The organism is Amycolatopsis sp. cmx-11-12, assembly GCF_046269425.1.
Taxonomy (GTDB): domain Bacteria; phylum Actinomycetota; class Actinomycetes; order Mycobacteriales; family Pseudonocardiaceae; genus Amycolatopsis.
Map to the genome: position 1 here is coordinate 128609 of NZ_JADNQM010000016.1, position 19249 is coordinate 147857.

The 19249-nt window shown below is 67.4% G+C and carries 19 protein-coding genes; 12 read left to right on the top strand and 7 right to left on the bottom strand.

Annotation, left to right across the window (positions count from 1 at the left end):
- Position 1: 1 nt before the first annotated feature.
- The 4 genes from ACLARN_RS22700 to ACLARN_RS22715 all read left to right on the top strand — a co-directional run bounded on the left by ACLARN_RS22700 (position 2) and on the right by ACLARN_RS22715 (position 5045).
- Entirely contained in the window at positions 2-994 is a 993-nt protein-coding gene (locus ACLARN_RS22700; protein ID WP_409493450.1) for an alpha-ketoacid dehydrogenase subunit beta, read from the top strand.
- 16 nt (positions 995-1010) lie between these two features.
- Entirely contained in the window at positions 1011-2351 is a 1341-nt protein-coding gene (locus ACLARN_RS22705) for a dihydrolipoamide acetyltransferase family protein (RefSeq protein ID WP_409493451.1), read from the top strand.
- A 148-nt stretch (positions 2352-2499) separates the two neighbouring features.
- Positions 2500-3075 (top strand): TetR/AcrR family transcriptional regulator, encoded by a 576-nt coding sequence (locus ACLARN_RS22710; protein ID WP_409493500.1) that lies wholly within the window; start codon positions 2500-2502, stop codon positions 3073-3075.
- Between the two features lie 20 nt (positions 3076-3095).
- Positions 3096-5045, top strand: a complete 1950-nt coding sequence (locus ACLARN_RS22715; RefSeq protein ID WP_409493501.1) for an ABC transporter ATP-binding protein — start codon at positions 3096-3098, stop codon at positions 5043-5045.
- Here the strand turns inward: ACLARN_RS22715 and ACLARN_RS22720 are convergent.
- Positions 5038-6309 (bottom strand): hypothetical protein, encoded by a 1272-nt coding sequence (locus tag ACLARN_RS22720; protein WP_409493452.1) that lies wholly within the window; start codon positions 6307-6309, stop codon positions 5038-5040. The two genes, ACLARN_RS22715 and ACLARN_RS22720, sit on opposite strands and share 8 nt — an antisense overlap.
- A 103-nt stretch (positions 6310-6412) precedes the next feature.
- Between ACLARN_RS22720 and ACLARN_RS22725 the strand changes: the two genes are divergently transcribed.
- Positions 6413-6895, top strand: a complete 483-nt coding sequence (locus tag ACLARN_RS22725) for an FxsA family protein (protein ID WP_409493453.1) — start codon at positions 6413-6415, stop codon at positions 6893-6895.
- A gap of 76 nt (positions 6896-6971) precedes the next feature.
- Positions 6972-8708 carry an ATP-binding protein gene (locus tag ACLARN_RS22730; RefSeq protein WP_409493454.1) on the top strand — a complete coding sequence of 579 codons (1737 nt, stop codon included), beginning with the start codon at positions 6972-6974 and terminating at the stop codon, positions 8706-8708.
- Here the strand turns inward: ACLARN_RS22730 and ACLARN_RS22735 are convergent.
- Both ACLARN_RS22735 and ACLARN_RS22740 read right to left on the bottom strand, forming a co-directional pair.
- The gene (locus ACLARN_RS22735) at positions 8705-9313 is read right to left on the bottom strand and encodes an SCP2 sterol-binding domain-containing protein (protein ID WP_409493502.1); all 609 of its coding nucleotides are present in this window, start codon (positions 9311-9313) and stop codon (positions 8705-8707) included. The two genes, ACLARN_RS22730 and ACLARN_RS22735, sit on opposite strands and share 4 nt — an antisense overlap.
- 68 nt (positions 9314-9381) lie before the next feature.
- Complete coding sequence (locus tag ACLARN_RS22740) at positions 9382-10017, bottom strand: SCP2 sterol-binding domain-containing protein (protein ID WP_409493455.1); 636 nt, start codon at positions 10015-10017, stop codon at positions 9382-9384.
- A gap of 127 nt (positions 10018-10144) precedes the next feature.
- On the opposite strand from ACLARN_RS22740, the gene ACLARN_RS22745 reads away from it, so the two are divergent.
- Positions 10145-10810, top strand: a complete 666-nt coding sequence (locus tag ACLARN_RS22745; RefSeq protein WP_409493456.1) for a TetR/AcrR family transcriptional regulator — start codon at positions 10145-10147, stop codon at positions 10808-10810.
- Here ACLARN_RS22745 and ACLARN_RS22750 read toward each other — a convergent pair.
- Together ACLARN_RS22750 and ACLARN_RS22755 are read right to left on the bottom strand one after the other, a co-directional pair.
- Entirely contained in the window at positions 10793-11638 is an 846-nt protein-coding gene (locus ACLARN_RS22750; RefSeq protein ID WP_409493457.1) for a MaoC family dehydratase, read from the bottom strand. The two genes, ACLARN_RS22745 and ACLARN_RS22750, sit on opposite strands and share 18 nt — an antisense overlap.
- A 2-nt stretch (positions 11639-11640) precedes the next feature.
- The gene (locus ACLARN_RS22755) at positions 11641-12975 is read right to left on the bottom strand and encodes a 3-oxoacyl-ACP reductase (protein WP_409493458.1); all 1335 of its coding nucleotides are present in this window, start codon (positions 12973-12975) and stop codon (positions 11641-11643) included.
- Between the two features lie 92 nt (positions 12976-13067).
- Between ACLARN_RS22755 and ACLARN_RS22760 the strand changes: the two genes are divergently transcribed.
- From ACLARN_RS22760 to ACLARN_RS22775, 4 genes are all read left to right on the top strand, one after another.
- The gene (locus ACLARN_RS22760; RefSeq protein ID WP_409493459.1) at positions 13068-14357 is read left to right on the top strand and encodes an acetyl-CoA C-acetyltransferase; all 1290 of its coding nucleotides are present in this window, start codon (positions 13068-13070) and stop codon (positions 14355-14357) included.
- A 69-nt stretch (positions 14358-14426) separates the two neighbouring features.
- Complete coding sequence (locus tag ACLARN_RS22765; RefSeq protein ID WP_409493460.1) at positions 14427-15380, top strand: ATP-binding cassette domain-containing protein; 954 nt, start codon at positions 14427-14429, stop codon at positions 15378-15380.
- Complete coding sequence (locus ACLARN_RS22770; protein ID WP_409493461.1) at positions 15377-16180, top strand: ABC transporter permease; 804 nt, start codon at positions 15377-15379, stop codon at positions 16178-16180. Before ACLARN_RS22765 ends, ACLARN_RS22770 begins: the two co-directional genes overlap by 4 nt.
- Before the next feature lie 98 nt (positions 16181-16278).
- On the top strand, positions 16279-16650 hold the full coding sequence (locus ACLARN_RS22775) for a YciI family protein (RefSeq protein WP_409493462.1): 372 nt from the start codon (positions 16279-16281) through the stop codon (positions 16648-16650).
- Positions 16651-16722: 72 nt separating this feature from the next.
- On the opposite strand, the gene ACLARN_RS22780 is transcribed toward ACLARN_RS22775, so the two are convergent.
- Both ACLARN_RS22780 and ACLARN_RS22785 read right to left on the bottom strand, forming a co-directional pair.
- Entirely contained in the window at positions 16723-17229 is a 507-nt protein-coding gene (locus ACLARN_RS22780) for a DoxX family membrane protein (protein ID WP_409493463.1), read from the bottom strand.
- A gap of 132 nt (positions 17230-17361) precedes the next feature.
- Positions 17362-18393, bottom strand: coding sequence for a glycerophosphodiester phosphodiesterase family protein (locus ACLARN_RS22785; RefSeq protein ID WP_409493464.1), 1032 nt, complete (start codon positions 18391-18393; stop codon positions 17362-17364).
- Positions 18394-18464: 71 nt separating this feature from the next.
- Between ACLARN_RS22785 and ACLARN_RS22790 the strand changes: the two genes are divergently transcribed.
- A complete protein-coding gene (locus tag ACLARN_RS22790; protein ID WP_409493465.1) occupies positions 18465-19226 on the top strand; it encodes a MerR family transcriptional regulator in 762 nt (253 codons plus the stop codon).
- The last annotated feature ends 23 nt before the right edge of the window (positions 19227-19249 follow it).

Sequence of the window (19249 nt, forward strand, 5' to 3'; positions counted from 1 at the left end):
AATGAGCGACCTCCAGAAACTCACCATCGGCAAGGCGATCAACCTCGGCCTCCGGCGTGCCATGGAAGAGGACCCGAAGGTCCTGATCATGGGTGAGGACGTCGGCAAGCTCGGCGGCGTCTTCCGCATCACCGACGGCCTCCAGAAGGACTTCGGCGAGCAGCGCGTGCTGGACACGCCGCTGGCCGAATCGGGCATTATCGGCACCGCGGTCGGCCTGGCCGTCCGCGGTTTCCGCCCGGTGTGCGAGATCCAGTTCGAAGGCTTCATCTTCCCCGGCTTCGACCAGATCTCCAGCCAGGTCGCGAAGCTGCACTACCGGACACAGGGCAAGATCAAGATGCCCATCGTGATCCGGGTGCCGTTCGGCGGCGGTATCGGCGCGGTCGAGCACCACTCGGAGTCGCCGGAATCGCTGTTCGCGCACATCCCCGGCCTCAAGGTCGTGTCGGTTTCGAACGCCGTCGACGCCTACTGGGGCATCCAGCAGGCGATCAAGTCCGACGACCCGATCCTGTTCTTCGAACCGAAGAAGCTGTACCACTCGGGCGCGATGAAGTCCGAAGTCGACGTCGAGGCCACACCGGACCAGCTGTTCAAGTCCCGTGTCGTCCGTGAAGGCACCCAGGTGACGGTCGTCGCGTACGGCCCGTCGGTGAAGGTCGCGCTCGACGCGGCCACCGCCGCCGCGGACGAGGGCAAGTCCCTGGAGGTCATCGACCTGCGGACGCTGTCCCCGCTCGACCTGGAGCCGGTGTTCGAGTCGGTGCGCAAGACCGGACGGCTCATCGCACTGAGCGAGGCGCCGTCGGAATCGTCGCTGACCTCGGAAATCGCCGCGCGCGTGCAGCAGGAATGCTTCTACTCGCTCGAGGCCCCCGTGCTGCGGGTGACCGGATTCGACACGCCGTACCCGCCCGCCAAACTCGAGGAGCACTACCTCCCCGATCTGGACCGGGTCCTGCACACCGTCGACCGCTCACTCGCCTGGTAAGGGGGAAGTTCCTGAAATGCCCGAGTACAAACACTTTCCTCTCGCCGACACGGCCGAGGGGCTGACCGAGGCCGACATCATCGCCTGGCAGGTCAAGCCGGGTGACACCGTGACGGTGAACCAGATCGTGGTCGAGGTCGAGACCGCGAAGGCCGCCGTCGAACTGCCCATCCCGTGGGCGGGCGTGGTCACCGAACTGCTCGTCGAGCCGGGTCAGACGGTGGAGGTCGGCGCGCCGATCCTCACCATCGACGTCGACCCCGGCGGCAAGGCGGCCCCTTCCGCCCCGGCACCCGCTGCCGCGAAGGAAGAGGAACCCGCCGAGGAGGAGATGAAGCCGCTGGTCGGCTACGGCTCCAAGGCCGTCGTCACACAGCGCCGGGCACGGAAGGGCGCGGCACCCGCCGCGCCTGCCCCTGCTCCCGCCGCTGTGGCCGTCGCCCCGATGCCCGCCCCTTCGAAGCCGAAGGGCGGGTACGTGCCGCTGGCGAAGCCGCCGGTGCGCAAGCTCGCCAAGGACCTCGGCGTCGACCTGCACGCGCTCACCGGCACCGCCGACGGCGGTGTCATCACCCGTGACGACGTGCACGCCGCCGCCAACGGTTCCGCCGCACCGGCCGCCGTGGCATCCACTGTGGACAGTGGCTACGACCCGGCGACCCGCGAACGCCGGGTGCCGATCAAGGGTGTCCGCAAGGCCACCGCGGCCGCGATGGTGCAGAGCGCCTTCACCGCCCCGCACGTCACGGAGTTCCTCACCATCGACGTCACGCCGATGATGGAATTCCGGGAGAAGCTCAAGAAGTCGCGTGAGTTCGCCGGGGTCAAGGTCACCCCGCTGACCTTCGCGGCGAAGGCCGTCTGCCTGGCGGCCAAGCGCACTCCGGACGTCAACGCGGTGTGGGACGAAGCGGCACAGGAGATCGTCTACAAGGACTACGTGCACCTCGGGATCGCCGCGGCCACCCCGCGCGGGCTCGTCGTGCCCAAGGTCCGCGACGCGGATTCCCTCTCACTGAAGGACCTCGCGGCCGCGATCTCCGAGCTGACCGATGTCGCCCGTCAGGGCAAGACCACCCCGGCGGCGATGCTCCACGGCACCTTCACGATCAGCAACATCGGCGTCTTCGGCATCGACACCGGTACCCCGATCATCAACCCCGGCGAGTCCGCCATCCTCGCGCTCGGCGCGATCAAGGACACCCCGTGGGTGGTCGACGGTGAGCTCAAGGTACGCAAGGTCATGCAGCTTTCGCTGAGCTTCGATCACCGTGTGGTCGACGGGCAGCAGGGCTCGGAGTTCCTGGCTGACGTCGGCGCGCTGCTGGCCGACCCCGCGGTCGCGATCACCTACTGACGTTTCGCGCGTGAAGGCCCCCTTCCCTCGGCTGAGCCGAGGGAAGGGGGCCTTCACGCGCTTGAGCCTTAATCGCTTGACGGAGTGAGCGCTCACTCCGCACACTGGAAGCATGACAGAAACCACCTCACGGCGGAGAGCGCCGGGGATGAGCGCTGACGAGAGGCGCCGGATGATCGTCCAGTCCGTGCTGCCCCTGCTGGTGGAGCACGGCGCCGGCGTCACGTCGGCCCAGATCGCCCGCGCCGCCGGTATCGGCGAGGGCACCGTCTTCCGCGTGTTCAAGGACAAGGACGAACTTTTCGCCACCTGCTTCGCCGAAGCACTGAAGCCCGACCAGGTACTCGACGCGATCGCGGTCATCGACCTCGAACAACCCCTCGACGAGAGGCTCATCGAAGCGGCCGACGCGCTCAGCGCGCACCTCCAGCGGATGGGCGCGTTGATGGCCGCCATGCACGGCGCCGGCAGGCGACCCGAGCACCGCCACGGCTCCGACGGGCGAGGGGACCGCCGGAAGGAGTCGATGAACGCGATGCGCGACGGACTGGTCGAGCTGTTCGAACCGGAGAAGGACCGGCTCCGCCTGCCCGCGGCACAATCCGCGGCCCTCTTCCTGTCGCTGCTGTTCAGCGGCCGGATCCGGTTCAGCGAGACCGGCGACGAACCCACCACGATGGAACTGGTCGACGTGTTCCTCAACGGCGCCTTGGGGGCCGAGTGATCGGCCCGCCCGGTGGGGGACTGGAACTGTTCATGGCGCGCGGCGGCAGGCGCCGTCGCCCGCCGTCGACGGTGCCCGACAGCGGGCTGACCGGTCCGGTCGAAATCCCGGAGCCCGAACCCGAAACCGGCCCGAAAGACCTGAAGTCCCGGCTCGACCGCATGTGGGTCAACGTCTCGGGCACGGTCCGCGGCCTGCCGAAGGTCGCGAAACTGACCTGGCAGGCGAGCCCGTTCCTGACCATCACGATCACCGCGGTGACGCTGCTTTCCGGGCTGCTGCCCACGGCGACCGCGTACATCGCGAAGCTGTTGATCGATTCGGTGGTCGCGGCGATCCAGGGGCACGGGACCAAGAGCGCGATCGTCGGCGTCGCGCTGTTCCAGTTCGGTGTCCTCGTGCTCACCGCGCTCTCGCAGGCACTGACCACCTATGGCCAGACCCTGCTGCAGGAACGGATGACGCTGACCATCCGCCACCAGGTGATGGACCACGCGAGCAAGCTGCATCTGTCGTACTTCGAGGGTTCCGCGTCCTACGACATGCTGCGCCAGGCCGCGCAGGAGGCGCCGACCCGGCCGTTGTCGATGATGAACTCGGCACTGGGCCTGATCCGGACGACGATCACCTTCGGCAGCATGATCGCGCTGCTCGTCTCGATCAGCCCACTGCTGGCGCTCGTCGCGCTCGTGGCGCCGATCCCCGCGTTCATCTCGCAGTCGAAGTACGGCGCCCGCGCGTTCTGGCTGACGCTGATGATGTCCCCGCTGAAACGGCGCATGGACTATCTGTCCTCTTTGGTCACCACGGACACGTATGCCAAGGAGACCAAGCTCTTCGGTCTCGGCCCGTACTTCGTCGACCGGTTCCAGCGGCTCGGCCAGGTCTCCTACGACCGCCAGCGGACACTGACCCGCAAGCGCAGTGTCAGTTCGACGTCATGGGGCCTGCTGAGCACCGCCGCCGGATCCGCGATCGCGCTGTACATCGCGCTGGAGGCCGTCGGCGGCAGGCTCACCCTCGGCGATCTCGCGCTGTACACGGCCGCCGCGGCGTCGGTGCAGACGTCGGTCCAAGGCCTGTTCACCGCGTTTTCCGGGATGTACGAGAACAATCTCTACCTCGACACGCTGTACCGGTTCCTCGGCACCGAACCGGAGATCCTCGCGCCGCCGGAGCCGCGACCCCTCCCGCCCACCGTGGATGGACACATCGAGTTCGACGAAGTGTCCTTCAGCTATCCCGGGGCGCCCGAACCGGCGCTCGACGGCGTGAGCTTCGAGATCCGGCCGGGAGAAACGGTCGCCGTCGTCGGCCGCAACGGCGCCGGGAAGTCGACGCTGTTCAAGCTGCTGTGCCGGCTGTACGACCCGACGAGCGGCCGGATCCTGCTCGACGGTGTCGACATCCGCGAGTACGACCCGGTGGAGCTGCGGAAGCGGATCAGCGCGATGTTCCAGGACTACGTGACCTACCAGGGCACCGCGTCCGAGAACATCGGGCTCGGCGATCTGACGCACCTCGTCGACCGCGAGCGCATCGAGGAGTCGGCCAAACGGGCCGGGGCCGATGAGCGGATCGAGCGCCTGCCCAGCGGGTACGACAGCCCGCTCGGCCGCTGGTTCGACCAGGGCATCAGCCTTTCCGGCGGCGAATGGCAGAAGATCGCGCTGGCCAGGGCGTTCCTGCGGGAGGCGCCGATCCTGATCCTCGACGAACCGACGTCCGCGCTGGACGCCCAGGCGGAACACGACCTCTTCTCGCGCCTGAGGGAGCTTTCGGAGGGACGTACGACGCTGTACATCTCGCACCGGTTCTCCACGGTCCGGCAGGCGGAGCGGATTCTGTTGCTGGAGCGCGGAAAGGTCGCCGAATACGGCACGCACGACGAGCTGATGGCGGCGAAGGCCGGCTATGCCGACCTGTTCACCTTGCAGGCCGCCGCCTATCTCGACGAGGCCGTCAGCTGACGGTGTCGGCCGACCAGACGCGCGTGTAGAGGTCGGGGAGCGAGGTGTTCGCGACTTCGACCTCGGTCAGGCCGACCACCTTCATCTGACCTTCGATCGGATCGGGGTCGAGGGCGAAAGTCACGCCCTCGACCTTGCTCCGGCGCAGCGAGAGCACCAGCCCGTACTCGCCTCTGCCTCGCAAATCGATCGCACCGCCGGAGATCCGGGAGTCGGCGACCACGAACTCCCGCCCCGGCTCGAGCGGCCTGTCCAAGACGCCGAAGTCGAAGGTGCAGTCGACGAAATCGCAGTTGTCGAACCGGATCCGGTCGTGCAGGCTCCACCCCACGATCGCGAACTCGACGGCGACGAACCGGCATTTCAAGAAGGTGAAGCCGCCTCGCCAATCGGTGAACTCACCGAACAAGAGGCGGCCGGAGAATTCCGAACCGACGAACGTCGCCGAACTTTCGAACCGGGTCACCGGACCGCGGAATTCGGCTCCCTCGTAGCTCACCGAGTCCGCCATCCTCGGGCCCAGCGCGAATTCGGCCTCCGCGAAGATCGCACGATCGAATCTGATCGACCCGGACGCGGCCAGTTCCATCACCGCGGGATCGGTGAAGCGGACCCCGGTCAGGTCGAGATCGAGGCCGGAACCCCGCCAGCCGGCGTCCAGCCGTTCGACGAGCACCCGGAGCAGTGACTCCCGCACCTTTCGCTCGGACTCGTCGTCTTGCTGCGGCAGCCGGAGGTAGCCGCAGAGCACGTCGACACAGATCTGGCGATTCTCGACCCAGTCGTCCGCCAGCCCCGCCATCGCGTAGAGACCGGCCAAGCGGACCGTCGCGTTCTCGTGCGCGAGCTGCTCGGCCGCGGTGCCGAACCGCTCGTTGAAGCTTTGCGCCTGTTCGCGCTCGTCCTTCGCCTGCGCCAGCAGGTGCTCGGACTCGGTGACCCGTTGTTTGCGCAGGTTCACCGCCAGCAACACGACGCCGCCCAGCCCGGCGACGACGGTGAGCGCGATCTTCAGCAAGTCGAGCACCTGCGTGGCGTTGAAGGCCCCGGCGCCGGGCATGCTCGGGAAACCGAACAGCCAGAGCAGCCCGGCCGCCGTCCCGGCCGCGACGAGCGCGGCCACCGCGACCCACCGGAGCACCGCTCCGACGATCGGCTGCCGCTGCCACCAGTCAGCGTCGGCTCGCCGTCGCCACGAAATACTCGTGCCGTAACGCCGGATCCGGCCGAGGACGACCAGCACCAGCAAGGCCGACGCGGTCATCCCGGCGAGTATCCGAGGGTCACCCTGACCCAACCAGGTCCACACGATCGACCACCGTATCGGGGGTTGGGAGCAAAACGGGCAAGCCGTACGTTGTCCAAGTATGGCTGTCGCGTTCCTGCTCTATGTCGTCGCCGAGATCGCCGCCGTGTGGGCGGTGGGCTCGGCCGTTGGCGTGCTCGGCACGATCGCCCTGCTCTTCGCCGGTGCGTTCATCGGATCCTGGCTCGCGCGCCGCGAAGGCGGGCGCGCCTTCCGGGCGTTCGCCGAGTCCGCGCGCCTCGGCCGACCGGCCGACGCGGAGAAGGAACTCACCGACGGGATGCTGATCGCCCTCGGCGGTCTGCTGATCCTGCTGCCCGGTTTCGTCAGCGACGTCATCGGCCTGCTGTTCATCCTGCCGCCGACGCGGAGTGTCGCGCGCAAGGTCTGGCAGAAGCGGATGCAGCGCCGGGCGGTCAAGTACGCCAACCACGCCCGCGGGCCGGTGATGGTGGTGGACAGCGAGGTCGTGATGGACACGCCGCCCGCCGAGGCCGCCAAGAAGCAGCCGCCGGTGATCGAGGGCCGCGTCGTCGAAGGCTAGGTGCCACCCAGCTTCGCCACTAGCTTCGCCACTACACTGCTAGTGGCGAAGCTAGTGGCGAAGCTAGGACGGCGGCATGCTCCACGACGAACTCATCGAACTCATCTCGAACCTCCGTGCACTCGGCGGTGATCATGCGTTCGTCGAGGCCAAGCGCGCGGAGACGAAGCTGCCCAAGAGTGTCCGAGAGACGCTTTCGGCCTTTGCCAACACCAGCGGGGGCATCCTGATCTTCGGCCTCGACGAGACCCACGGCTTCGAGGCGACCGGCGTTCAAGATCCGGCGAAGCTGGAGGCCGACCTGGCCGCGATGTGTTCCGAGAACCTGGAGCCACCCCTCCGGCCGCTGATCGGAACGCACCGGTTCGAGGATGCGGACCTGGTCGTCGCCGAGATCCCTGAACTGCCGCCCGGCAGCAAGCCCGCATACAACCGCGGGACAGGCATGACGCAGGGAAGCTACATCCGGGTCGCCGATGGTGACCGAAAGCTGAGCCCCTATGAAGTCCAGCTGTTGGTGGCGAACCGCGGCCAGCCGCGAGACGACGAACAACCGGTTCCCGGAACCTCGGTCGCGAACCTCGATGACTCGCTCACCGAAACCTTCCTGAATCGCCTTCGCCGCCATCGCGGGAGAGCGTTCGCGAACCTGGACACCACCGCAGCACTGCGCAGGGCGAAGGTGCTCATCGGCGAAGAACTGTCCTTGGCCGGTCTTTTGGCTTTGGGCGAGTACCCGCAGGAGTTCTTTCCGCAGGTCATGTTGACGATCGTCCACTATCCGACCAAATCGGGACCTGACCCGCGAAGCGGTACGAGGTTCATCGACAATGTCGCGGCCGAGGGGCCTATTCCCGCGATCGTCGACGAAGCTCTCACCGCTCTCCGACGCAACATGAAGCGCCGATCAACGATTCGCGGCGCAGGACGGGCCGAAAGCTGGGAGTACCCCGAAACGGCCTTGCGCGAAGCAGTGGTCAACGCGCTGGTGCATCGCGACTACTCGGGTCCTTCGCAGGGGACTCAAGTGCAGATCGAGATGTATCCCGACCGGCTGGTCATCCGCAATCCCGGCGGCCTCTACGGATCGGTTCGCGAAGAGAACCTCGGCGTGGAAGGCACTTCTTCAGCTCGCAACGCGACCTTGTTGAAGATCTTGGAAGATACGCCGCTACCGGGATCGGATCGCCCGATCTGTGAAAACCGCGGGTCCGGAATCCCCGCCATGCTCGCGGCGATGCGGGACGCCAAGCTGAGTCCACCGCGATTCTCCGACGACATCTCCACCTTCAAGGCGACCTTCCCCAATCACACGCTGATGGGAGACGGTGCGGTCCAGTGGATCGCGTCCCTTCGCGAGCATGGACTGACCGACAGCCAGTGCCACGGCCTCGCGATGTTGTTCCACGGCGAGACTCTCAACAATCAGGCTTACCGCAACGCGAACGATCTCGACTCGCGCATCGCGACCGAAGAGCTCGGCGACCTGGTCGCCCGTGGGCTGCTGGTTCCGGCGGGCGAGCGGCGGTACGCGCAGTACACCCTCGCCGACGACGTTGTTCCTGTACCCGCTGATGGCGCGGTGCAGGAACGGCGCCGCGCCGATCGCCGCGAAGAGATCCTTCTCGCGCTTGGCGAAAGAAAGGCGACCCGGGCCGACTTGGTCGAGGAGACCGGACTGCCCGACCGGACGGTGTCCCGATGGCTCAGCGTCCTGCTCCGGCAGGGACTGATCGAGTCGACGGAGAAGAACCTTCGCAGTCCCAATGTCCGCTACCGCCGCACACCTCAGCGAACTCTCGACGAGAGCTAGGTGCCGCTCGGCTTCGGAATGTCGAAATAGCCGCTGAACCGGACGGCCGGCGCGTATTCGCCCTTCACCTTCACCTTGCCGGTCACGAACATCGCCGCCACGGCCGCGTTGCCGGTGGCCATCCGGATGAAGTCGTCCACGGACAGCGTGATGGTGGTGTCCGGAGTGCGTGCGAGATCGGTGCTGGAAACGCAGACACCGTCTTCGATGACCGTTTGAAAACGATCGAAACCGTCTTCTCCGTCACCGTCGGTAAAACGCCATGCGACGACGAACTCGACATGTCGTGCGCGTTCGGGGGCGAAATGGTCCGACATTCTGCGGAAAATCTCGTCGAGGAACGCCGAACGCAGTTCCGGGTGATCGGAGATCGCCTTGAGCTGCTCCCGTGACGCCCGCTGCACGATGTCGACGAGCACCTCGGTCTCCAGGGAGCTCAACTCGATGCCCGCACCGGTTTCGCCCAGCATGTGCAGGGTTTCCAGCACCTGAACGAACTGCTCGGGGCTCAGTTTGGCGAGCTCGAGCTTCTCCGCGAAGGCGTTGACGACGTGCTCGCCGCCGGTGCGCGTCTTGTGCAGCCGTAACGGGCGGGAAAGGCGCACCTTGTCCCGCCAGCGCCGGTTCGGAGAATTTCGGGGCACGGCACGGAAGTGTATCTGCTCGGCCGGGTTCAGGACGGTTTCGGAAGGTCGAAGAAACCGATCAGGCCCGCCGCGAAGGCCAGGTCACCTTTTACTTTGATCTTTCCCGTGACGAATAGCACAGCGGGGGTCGCCTGATGGGTGATGAGCCGGAAGAAATCGACGGGCGCGATCGTGATCGTCACCCTCGGCTTCTCCTTCATGTTCCGGCTCACCGTGCACTCACCGTGCGAGATCACCGTCTCGTAGCGGTCGTACCCGCCGTCGCCGACGCCGCCGGAAAGCCGCCAGTGGACGACGGCGTGCAGGGTCTTCGCCCGGTCCTGCCGGATGTGTGCACCCATACGATCGAAGATCTCCCGCAGCACACGTTCGCGGAGCGACCGCTCGGCGACGACGCTCTCCAGTTGCGTGCGCGAGGCGCGGGCGACGAGGTTCGCGAACCGGGCAGGGTCGACCTTGCGGAGGTCGAACGCGGGGGCGGACTCCGCGAGCCGCCCGAGCGCGGCCAGCAGCCGCCGGACATCGTCCTTGCCGAGGTCCTTCGGGTCGATGGCGCCCGCGACCTCGTTGACGTCGAGAGAGTGCGCCTCGGCCGAATCCGGCTCGATCCGGTCCAGCGCGTCGACCAGCGCGCGGCCGGTCAGCCCCACGATCTCGGTCATCTTCCCTCCAGCTCCGCCTACCAAGACGTAAGGCTACCCGCCAGTAGGTAGCCGGGCAAGCGTGCCGAAATCACCCTTGCCGGAGGTGGCCCGGTAGCGTCTTACGCGAACTAAGGGGAGGTCCTGAGTGTCCGAGGAAGTACCGCGTCCCGCCGAACGCGCCAAAAGGCTGCCGAGAGCGGTGCGGGAACGCCAGATCCTGGACGCAGCGGTCTCGGTGTTCTCGCGCTACGGCTATCACTCCGCGTCGATGGACGAGATCTCCGAGGTCGCCGGCGTTTCCAAGCCGATGATCTACACCTACCTCGGGTCCAAGGAAGACCTTTTCGGCGCGTGCATCCGCCGCGAGGCCACGCGTCTGCTCGAGGCGGTGCAGGACGGGATCAAGCCCGATCTGCCGCCCGACATGCAGCTTTGGCATGGGCTTCGCGCGTTTTACCGGTTCGTCGCCGACTACCGCGAGTCCTGGACGGTGCTGCACCGCCAGGCCATGACGGTCGGCGGCGCCTTCGCCGCGGAGATCACCGACATGCGCACCCGCGCGATCGAACTGGTCGCCGCGCTGGTCGTCTCCGCCGGCACCCGCAAGGGTCTCGGCGAGCAGGCCGAGTTCTCCGGCGCAGGGCTGTCCGCCGCGCTGGTCGGGGCGGCCGAGTCGCTGGCCGACTGGGCGCTCGACCACCCCGATGTGTCCGACGGCGTGCTCGCCTCGTGGCTGATGAACCTCGTCTGGCTCGGGTTCAACGACCTCGTCGAGGGCGATGTCTGGAAGCCGTCAGAGAGCCACGACTGAGCCCTCCAGGTGCGGCTTCGGCTTGCGCGCGTTCCAGAGTTCGAAGGCCCAGCCGTCGCCTTCATTCCACGTGGTGAAAGCCGCCTTGGCGGGCAAGAGCACCGGCTGCTTGAACTTGACGTCGACGGTGAACGCCTCCGGAAGCCTGCCTTCGAACGCCGCCAGCGCGTGCGCCTTCGTCCACATGCCGTGCGCGATCGCGGCCGGGAACCCGAACGCCTTCGCGGTGATCGGGTGCAGGTGGATCGGGTTGCGGTCGCCGGAGACCTCGGCGTAGCGGCGGCCGATGTCGCCGGGCACGTGCCAGATCGCGTTGGGTGACGGCTGCGAGAGCTGGCCGCGCGTGGTCTTCTCGCCGCTGCCGCCGCCACGGCGCAGGTACGTGCTGACGTCCGTCCACACAGGACTGTCACCGACGAGCAGTTCGCTGATCACGTCGAACTGCTTGCCCTTCTCGTGCGGGCGCAGATCTTCGGCGCGCACGCGCAGGGTGAACGACTCGTCGAGCCGCAGTGGGCGGTGCTGGGTGATCCGGTTGCCGACGTGCACCATGCCCAGCAGCGGGAACGGGAAGTCGGGTTCGGTCATCAGCGCCATCTGCAACGGGAACGCCAGGATGTGCGGATACGTCGCCGGCAGGACGTCACTCAGTCGGAAGCCGCACACCTGGTTGTACGCGGCGAGATGCGCCGGATCGACGACGACACCCTCGCGGGCGAACTCGGTCCCCGGCAGCGTGTTCCCGCCGCTCTTGCGCAGCGAACCGAGCAACGCCTTGGGGTACAACGAAGACAGGCTCGGCGACTCGCGAAGTTCCTTGACCGCCATGATCACGCCCCCAGCAGTGCCTGGCCGCAGACGCGGACCACGTTGCCGTTGACCGCGGCCGAAGCCGGGTTCGCGTACCAGGCGATCGTCTCGGCGACGTCGACCGGGAGCCCGCCCTGGCCGAGGCTGGACAGCCGCCGCCCGGCCTCGCGGATGAACAACGGCACCGCGGCGGTCATCTTGGTCTCGATGAAGCCCGGCGCGACGGCGTTGATCGTGCCGCCGTACTCCGCGAGCTTCGGCGCGCCGACGTTCACCATGCCGATGACGCCCGCCTTGCTGGTGGCGTAGTTGGTCTGGCCGACGTTACCCGCGATCCCGGCGATCGAGGAGACGCCGACGATGCGCCCGTTCTCGTGCAGCACCTTGCCGGACAGCAGCTTCTCGTTCACCGCGAGCTGCGACGCGAGGTTGACCGCGATGACCGAGTCCCAGCCGCCTTCGGTCATGTTGCCGAGCGTCTTGTCGCGCGTGATGCCGGCGTTGTGCACGACGATGTCGACGCCGCCGTGCCGGCTGGTCAGGTACTCGGCCAGCTTCTCCGGCGCGTCGGCGGCGGTGATGTCCAGCTGCAGCGACGAACCGCCGACCTTGTTGGCCACCTTGGACAGGTCCGCGCCCTGCGCGGGGATGTCGAGCGCGACGACGTGGGCGCCGTCGCGGCCCAGCACCTCCGCGATGGCGGCGCCGATGCCGCGGGAAGCACCGGTGACCAGGGCGACCTTGCCGTCCAGGGGCTTCGCCCAGTCTGCCGGGGCCGATGCGGTCTTGGTCTCGGTGCCGACGCGGATGACCTGGGCGTCGACGAAGGCGGACTTCGACGACAGCAGGAATCGGAGCGTCGACTCGGTGGCCTCTTCGGCCCCTTCGGCGACGTACACGAGCTGAGCGGTCGCGCCGCGCTTCAGTTCCTTACCGACGGAGCGCACGAAGCCTTCGAGCGCGCGCTGGGCGATCCGTTCGTGGCCTTCGGCCAGCTCCGGCGGCGTTCCGAGGACGACGACGCGGCCCGACGAACCGACGCTGCGGATCACGGGGTGGAAGAAGGAGTAGACCTCGCGAAGCTGCTTCGGGTCCTTCACGCCTGTCGCGTCGAAGACGAGCGCGGCGTGCTTGTCGGCCGCCGTCGAGATGACGTCGATGCCCGCGCGGTGCAGCTGCGCCTCGATCACCTTTTCGAGGCGACCGCCCGGCGCGGCGCCGAGAAGTGCGGGACCCTCGAGGGCGGGTTGGCCGGGCTTGTACCGGCGAAGCGTCGCGGGGTTCGGCAGGCCGAGCTTCGGCACCACGAACTTCCCCACCGGGGATTTCGTGAACTGCTGGTACCTGTCAGCCATTACGTGCCTCCCGTGCCGTTTGCATCACGTCGCATTCTAACCTACTCGCTAGTAGGTTACAGTGTGAGAGAGCCTACGGAGGAGTGGAAAAAATGGCCACGAAAAGGACGGCACCCGTGCGCAAGGTCGCGATCATCGGCGGCAACCGGATCCCCTTCGCCCGCTCGAACGGTCCGTACTCGAAAGCGTCGAACCAGGACATGTTCACGGCTGCCCTCGACGGCCTGGTCAGCCGCTTCTCCCTGCAGGACGAGGTGATCGGCGAGGTCGCCGCCGGCGCGGTGCTCAAGCACGCCCGCGATTTCAACCTCGCCCGCGAGAGCGTCCTCGGCAGCAAGCTGAACCCCGCCACCCCGGCGTCCGACGTGCAGATGGCCTGCGGCACCGGCCTCCAGGCGATCGTCAACGTCGCCAACAAGATCGCCCTCGGCCAGATCGACTCGGCCATCGCGGGCGGCGTCGACACCACGTCCGACGCGCCGCTGGCGGTCAACGACGACCTGCGCCAGATCCTCGTGCAGCTCAACGCCGCGAAGACGCTTCCCGAACGGCTCAAGCTCGCCGCGAAACTGCGTCCCGGCCACATCGTCCCCGAGATCCCGCGCAACTCCGAGCCGCGCACGGGCCTGTCCATGGGCGAGCACGCCGCGCTGACCGCGAAGGTCTGGGAGATCACGCGTGAGGCGCAGGACGAACTCGCCGCCACCAGCCACCAGCGTCTCGGCGCCGCCTACGACAAGGGCTTCTTCGACGACCTGGTGACGCCGTTCCTCAAGCTCGCCCGTGACCAGAACCTGCGCCCGGACTCCAGCGTCGAGAAGCTCGCGAAACTGAAGCCCGCGTTCGGCGGCTCCGACGGCACGATGACCGCGGGCAACTCGACGCCGCTGTCCGACGGCGCGTCGACGGTCCTGCTCGCGACCGAGCAGTGGGCGAAGGCCAGGAAGCTGCCGGTGCTGGCGTACCTGACGTTCTCGCAGACAGCCGCCGTCGACTACGTCCACGGTGACGAAGGCCTGCTGATGGCGCCCGCGTACGCCGTCCCGAGGATGCTCGAGCGCGCCGGAGTCACCTTGCAGGACTTCGACTTCTACGAGATCCACGAGGCCTTCGCCTCGCAGGTGCTCGCCACCCTCAAGGCGTGGGAGGACCCGGCGTTCGCCAAGGAGAAGCTGGGCCTCGACGAGCCGCTCGGCTCCATCGATCGGGCGAAGCTGAACGTCAACGGCTCGTCGCTGGCGGCCGGGCACCCGTTCGCCGCGACCGGCGGCCGTATCGTCGCCACCCTCGCGAAACTGTTGAACGAGAAGGGATCCGGCCGCGGGCTCATCTCGATCTGCGCGGCGGGCGGCCAGGGCGTCACCGCGATCCTCGAGAAGTAATCCGTTCGCCTGGAGCGGATCCGGGAAAACCCCGGTGCCTTTGTCGGTGCCGGGGTCTAGTTTGTCCGCATGTTCGCAGTTCAGGCGAAAGCGCTGGTCAAAACCTACGGGTCCACCAAGGCACTCGACGGGGTCGATCTGTCGATCCCGACGGGCAAGGTGCTGGGCCTGCTGGGGCCGAACGGCGCCGGAAAGACGACGACGGTCCGCATCCTGACCACGCTGCTTCGCCCGGATTCGGGCGAAGCGGAGGTGGCCGGGCATGACGTGCTGGCCCAGCCCGACGCCGTCCGGCGGTCGATCGGGTTGTCCGGGCAGTACGCCGCCGTGGACGAGAACCTCACCGGGTTCGAGAACCTGTACATGGTCGGCAGGCTGTACGGGAGCAAGAAGGCCGCGGCGAAGTCCAGGGCGCGTGAGCTGCTGGCGCGGTTCCGGCTGGAGGACGCGGCGGACCGCCCCGCCAAGACGTACTCCGGCGGGATGCGGCGACGGCTCGACCTCGCGGGGGCGCTGGTCGCCGAGCCGACCGTGGTGATCCTCGACGAACCGACCACCGGGCTCGACCCGCGCGGCCGGATCGACACCTGGGAGGTCATCAAGGAACTGGTCGCCGACGGCACCACGGTCCTGCTGACCACGCAGTACCTGGAGGAGGCCGACCAGCTCGCCGACTCGATCGTGGTGATCGACAAGGGGAAGGTCATCGCGCGCGGCACGGCCGACGAACTCAAACAGGAGATCGGCGGCGAACGGCTGGAACTGGTCGTCGCGAACACGAGCGACCTCGCCATGACCACACAGGTGCTGACCGAGGTCGGCTCGGGGACCCCGTCGGTCGACGAGCACACCCGGAAGGTCGACGTCCTGGTCGAGGGCGGGCCGAAGGCGCTGATCGAGGCGCTGCGGCGGCTGGACGGCCACGGCGTCGCCATCCAGGACGTCGCGCTGCACCGGCCGACGCTCGACGACGTGTTCCTCTCGCTGACAGGGCACGCCACGGACGAGGGGGACAAGAAGTGAGCACGGTCGCGAAGGCCTTTTCCGACGGTGGTGTGATCACCTGGCGGAACCTGAAGAACGTCCAGCGCAACCCGGACTGGCTGATGGCGGCGACGCTGCAGCCGATCATGTTCGTGCTGCTGTTCGCGTACGTCTTCGGTGACGCGATCGGCGGGGAGGCGGGCGGGCTCGCCTACCGCGAGTTCCTGATCGCCGGCATCTTCGCGCAGACGGTCGCGTTCAACTCGGCGTTCACCGTGATCGGGTTCGCGAACGACCTGCAGAAGGGCATCATCGACAGGTTCCGTTCGCTGCCGATCTCCCGGCTCGCGGTGATCTTCGGCCGGACGACGTCGGACCTGGTGATCAGTGTGGTCGCGCTGATCGTCATGTCACTGTGCGGGCTGCTGGTCGGCTGGCGGATCCGCGGCAGCTTCCTCGACGCGGTGCTCGGTTACCTGGTGATGCTGATGTTCGCCTGGGCGCTGTCCTGGGTCGGCGCGTGGATCGGGCTCGTCGCGCGCAGCGTCGAGGTCGCGCAGAGCGCCGGGCTGATGTGGATGTTCCCGCTGAGCTTCATCTCGACGGCGTTCGTCCCGGCGGACAAGCTGCCGGGGGTGCTGAAGGCGATCGCCGACTGGAACCCGTTCACCGCGGTGATCAACTCGGCGCGTGACCTGTTCGGAAACCGCTTCGGCGTGGCACCGACGGGCTGGCCCGCCGAGAACGCGTCGCTGTACGCGATCCTGTGCTGCATCGCCATCATCGCGATCTTCGCGCCGCTGGCGACGGCCCAGTACAAGAAGGTCGCGAGCCGCTGAGAATTTTTCTGTGCAAAATGTCGAACCGCCGTCGAGCCGCTCGACGCGCTGGTGAAGGCGGGGTACAACAAGCCCCGCCAAGACACGGAGGAGCAGCGATGCGGTTTCTGATGATGCACCGGCTGGACGAGAGCGCCCCGGAAGCCTGGAACCCCAGCAAGGAGTTCGTCGAGCAGATGGGCGCCTTCATCGAGGACTCGTTCAAGAAGGGCATCCTGATCACGGCGGAAGGCGTGCACCCGTCCGAGCGGGGCGCGAAGGTCCGCAAGGTGCGCGGCGGCAAGATCACCGCGACCGACGGCCCGTTCACCGAGGCCAAGGAGGTCATCGGCGGCTTCGCGCTGATCAACGCCGCGGACCTGGCCGAGGCTGTCGCGTTCGCGGAGACCTACGCGGCCCTGTTCGACGAGATCGAGGTCGAGGTCCGGACGGTCGTCGAGGAAGAGGACATCGCCGCCTTCACCTCATGACCCTGCCGAGTGTTATGAAAGGTCCGTTCATAACAAATCCTGTTATGAACGGACCTTTCATAACGTCCGCGGCTACTTGGTGATGGCCTTCTCGGCGCGCTTAGCCAGCTTCTCGGCGCGCTTCTCCGTCTTGGACGCGGCCCGGCGGGCACGCCAGCCGAGCGACGGCTTACCGGCGGTGTCGGCGGCGGCCAGCAGGAGACCACCGGCGAGGCCGGCGTTCTTGATGAACTGGATCTGCTGCTGCTGACGCTCGGCCGGTTCCTTGACCTCCCAGAACCGGTGCGCGGCCAGCGTGGTCGGGACCAGGCTGCCGAGTAGCAGCAGCGAGGCCAGCCGGGGCGCCTTGCCCGCGGCGAGCGCGACACCGGCGCCGACCTTCACCGCCGCGTCGATGCGGACCAGGGTGGCGGGGTCGCGCGGCACCGCTTCCGGCACCAGGCCCGCCAGCTTGTCGAAAGACCCGGTGAGGAACGGCTCCGCGGCCTTCGCGTGGCCCTGGGTGTCCCTCAGCGCGCCGATCCCGCCGGAGATGAAGATCGCGGCGAGGAGCGGACGTGCGACGCGGCGGAGAATCACGGTCGTTGCCTTTCTTGATCCGAACCCTGGGAGAGCAAATCTATCCCCAGACTTCCCGTCCTCCGGGGCGCCGAACCGCGCTAACGGAGTATCTTCAAATATTTCTCTGACACTAGAAAGCCATAGATTCCGTTAGCGGGCCGGATACGCCCGCGGCAACTTGAAGCCGCGGTCCGCCGCGACCTGCCGCAGCCGGTCCGGGTAGTCGGTGATGATGCCGTCGACGCCGTCGTCGATGAGTTTGTGCATGGTGGCCGGATCGTCGATCGTCCACGGCACGACCTTGATCCCGGCGCGATGCGCCTCGCTGACCAGGGCCTTGTTCGTGAACGGCCGGTAGCCGGGGTCGCCGACCTTGCCGCCCTGCGGGTTGCCGTGCACCGGTGAGAGCGCGCTCGCGCCGAACGACTTCACCGCGCGGACGGGGCTGCCGCCGAAGTCGTCGATGTCGAGCCCGCCGAGCCACGGCGACTTGCCCGGCTGCCCGACCTGGAGGAACTCCGGCTGGGTCAGTGCGACCGTGGGGATCCACGGCGCGACCTTACGCAGCAGCATCAGCGTGCCCCAGTCGAAGCTCTGGACGGTGACGTTGTGCGCGAACCCGGAGAACAGGATCTCGCGCACCGCCCGGTGGACGAACTGCTCACGCGGCGCCGTCTCCTGCGGGGCGGCGGCCTCGACCTTGGTCTCGATGTTGAACTTGATACCCCAGGCGCGGTGGTCGCGCGCGAGCTGGAACAACTCGGCGAGCGTCGGCATCTTGGCGCCGGGGGACAAGGTCTGGCCAGGGTGTGCGGGCTGGCGGATCGAGCCGCAGTCCAGCGTGCGGACCTGCGCGAACGTCAGATCCTTCACGTATTTCCCGACGTACGGGTACGCCGGGTCGCCAGGCGTCGCGGGTGCGGTGTCGCGGCACTTCGAGGGGGTCGTCTTGCGGTCGTGGGTGATCACCTCGCGACCGTCCTTGGTGATCTGGATGTCGAGTTCGAGCGTGGTCACCCCTAGCTCCATCGCCTTGCCGAACGACGCGAGCGTGCTCTCGACGGTGAGGCCGAGCCCGCCGCGATGGGCCTGGACGTCGAAGGCGCGACGCGGATGCGCGTCGGCGACTCCGGCCGTCCCCAGGGTCAGCGCAGCGGCCATGACCAGCGCGAATGTCTTCATACGGGAACCATCCCACGGGCGGGTGAACTTCGATTGACTTTGACGCAACGTCAACCTCTACCTTCGTGGACATGCCGAACGAGAAGGAGTGGTCGATCCAGGACATCGCCCGCTCGGCCGGGACCACGAGCCGCACGCTGCGCCACTACGGCGACGTCGGGCTGCTCGAACCGAGCCGGGTGGGGAGCAACGGATACCGCTACTACGACCAGGGCGCGCTGGTGCGGCTGCAACGGATCCTGCTGCTTCGCGAACTCGGGCTGAGCCTGCCCGCGATCGGCGAAGTGCTCGAAGGGGAACAGGACACGACGGCGGCGCTGCGCACGCACCTGAAGTGGCTGGAGCAGGAGCGACAGCGGCTCGGACGGCAGATCGAATCGGTCAGGACGACCTTGAAGAAGACAGAGAGAGGTGAACAACTGATGGCAACGGAAGTGTTCGACGGCTTCGACCACACGAAGTACGAGAAGGAGGTCACCGAACGCTGGGGCGCCGACGCCTACAAGCAGGGTGACCGCTGGTGGAAGTCGCTGAGCGCCGAGGACAAGAAGGCGCACCAGCAGGAACAGAAGGACATCGCGGCCGCCTTCGGCGAGGCCCACGCCAAGGGCCTGCCCGTCGACGGCGACGAGGCTCAGGCGATCACGCAGCGGCTGTACGAATGGCTTCGACCGGCCGTGCGGGCCGTCTCGAAGGGCTACTTCGCCGGTCTCGGGCAGCTTTACGTCGACGACCCGCGCTACGGGCAGTACGACGAGAAGCACGGTCCGGGCACCGCGGAGTACATCCGTGACGCGATGGCGGTCTACGCCGAGCGCAACCTGAGTGAGTAAGAACGAGGGACGGGGCTGCAGAC

Coding starts and splice junctions, on each gene's coding strand:
- ACLARN_RS22755 (WP_409493458.1), bottom strand. CDS start 12,975: ATGGCTGACAGGTACCAGCAGTTCACGAAATCCCCGGTGGGGAAGTTC.
- ACLARN_RS22730 (WP_409493454.1), top strand. CDS start 6,972: ATGCTCCACGACGAACTCATCGAACTCATCTCGAACCTCCGTGCACTC.
- ACLARN_RS22790 (WP_409493465.1), top strand. CDS start 18,465: ATGCCGAACGAGAAGGAGTGGTCGATCCAGGACATCGCCCGCTCGGCC.
- ACLARN_RS22725 (WP_409493453.1), top strand. CDS start 6,413: ATGGCTGTCGCGTTCCTGCTCTATGTCGTCGCCGAGATCGCCGCCGTG.
- ACLARN_RS22765 (WP_409493460.1), top strand. CDS start 14,427: ATGTTCGCAGTTCAGGCGAAAGCGCTGGTCAAAACCTACGGGTCCACC.
- ACLARN_RS22720 (WP_409493452.1), bottom strand. CDS start 6,309: ATGACCGCGTCGGCCTTGCTGGTGCTGGTCGTCCTCGGCCGGATCCGG.
- ACLARN_RS22700 (WP_409493450.1), top strand. CDS start 2: ATGAGCGACCTCCAGAAACTCACCATCGGCAAGGCGATCAACCTCGGC.
- ACLARN_RS22710 (WP_409493500.1), top strand. CDS start 2,500: ATGAGCGCTGACGAGAGGCGCCGGATGATCGTCCAGTCCGTGCTGCCC.
- ACLARN_RS22740 (WP_409493455.1), bottom strand. CDS start 10,017: ATGACCGAGATCGTGGGGCTGACCGGCCGCGCGCTGGTCGACGCGCTG.
- ACLARN_RS22775 (WP_409493462.1), top strand. CDS start 16,279: ATGCGGTTTCTGATGATGCACCGGCTGGACGAGAGCGCCCCGGAAGCC.
- ACLARN_RS22785 (WP_409493464.1), bottom strand. CDS start 18,393: ATGAAGACATTCGCGCTGGTCATGGCCGCTGCGCTGACCCTGGGGACG.
- ACLARN_RS22705 (WP_409493451.1), top strand. CDS start 1,011: ATGCCCGAGTACAAACACTTTCCTCTCGCCGACACGGCCGAGGGGCTG.
- ACLARN_RS22750 (WP_409493457.1), bottom strand. CDS start 11,638: ATGGCGGTCAAGGAACTTCGCGAGTCGCCGAGCCTGTCTTCGTTGTAC.
- ACLARN_RS22760 (WP_409493459.1), top strand. CDS start 13,068: ATGGCCACGAAAAGGACGGCACCCGTGCGCAAGGTCGCGATCATCGGC.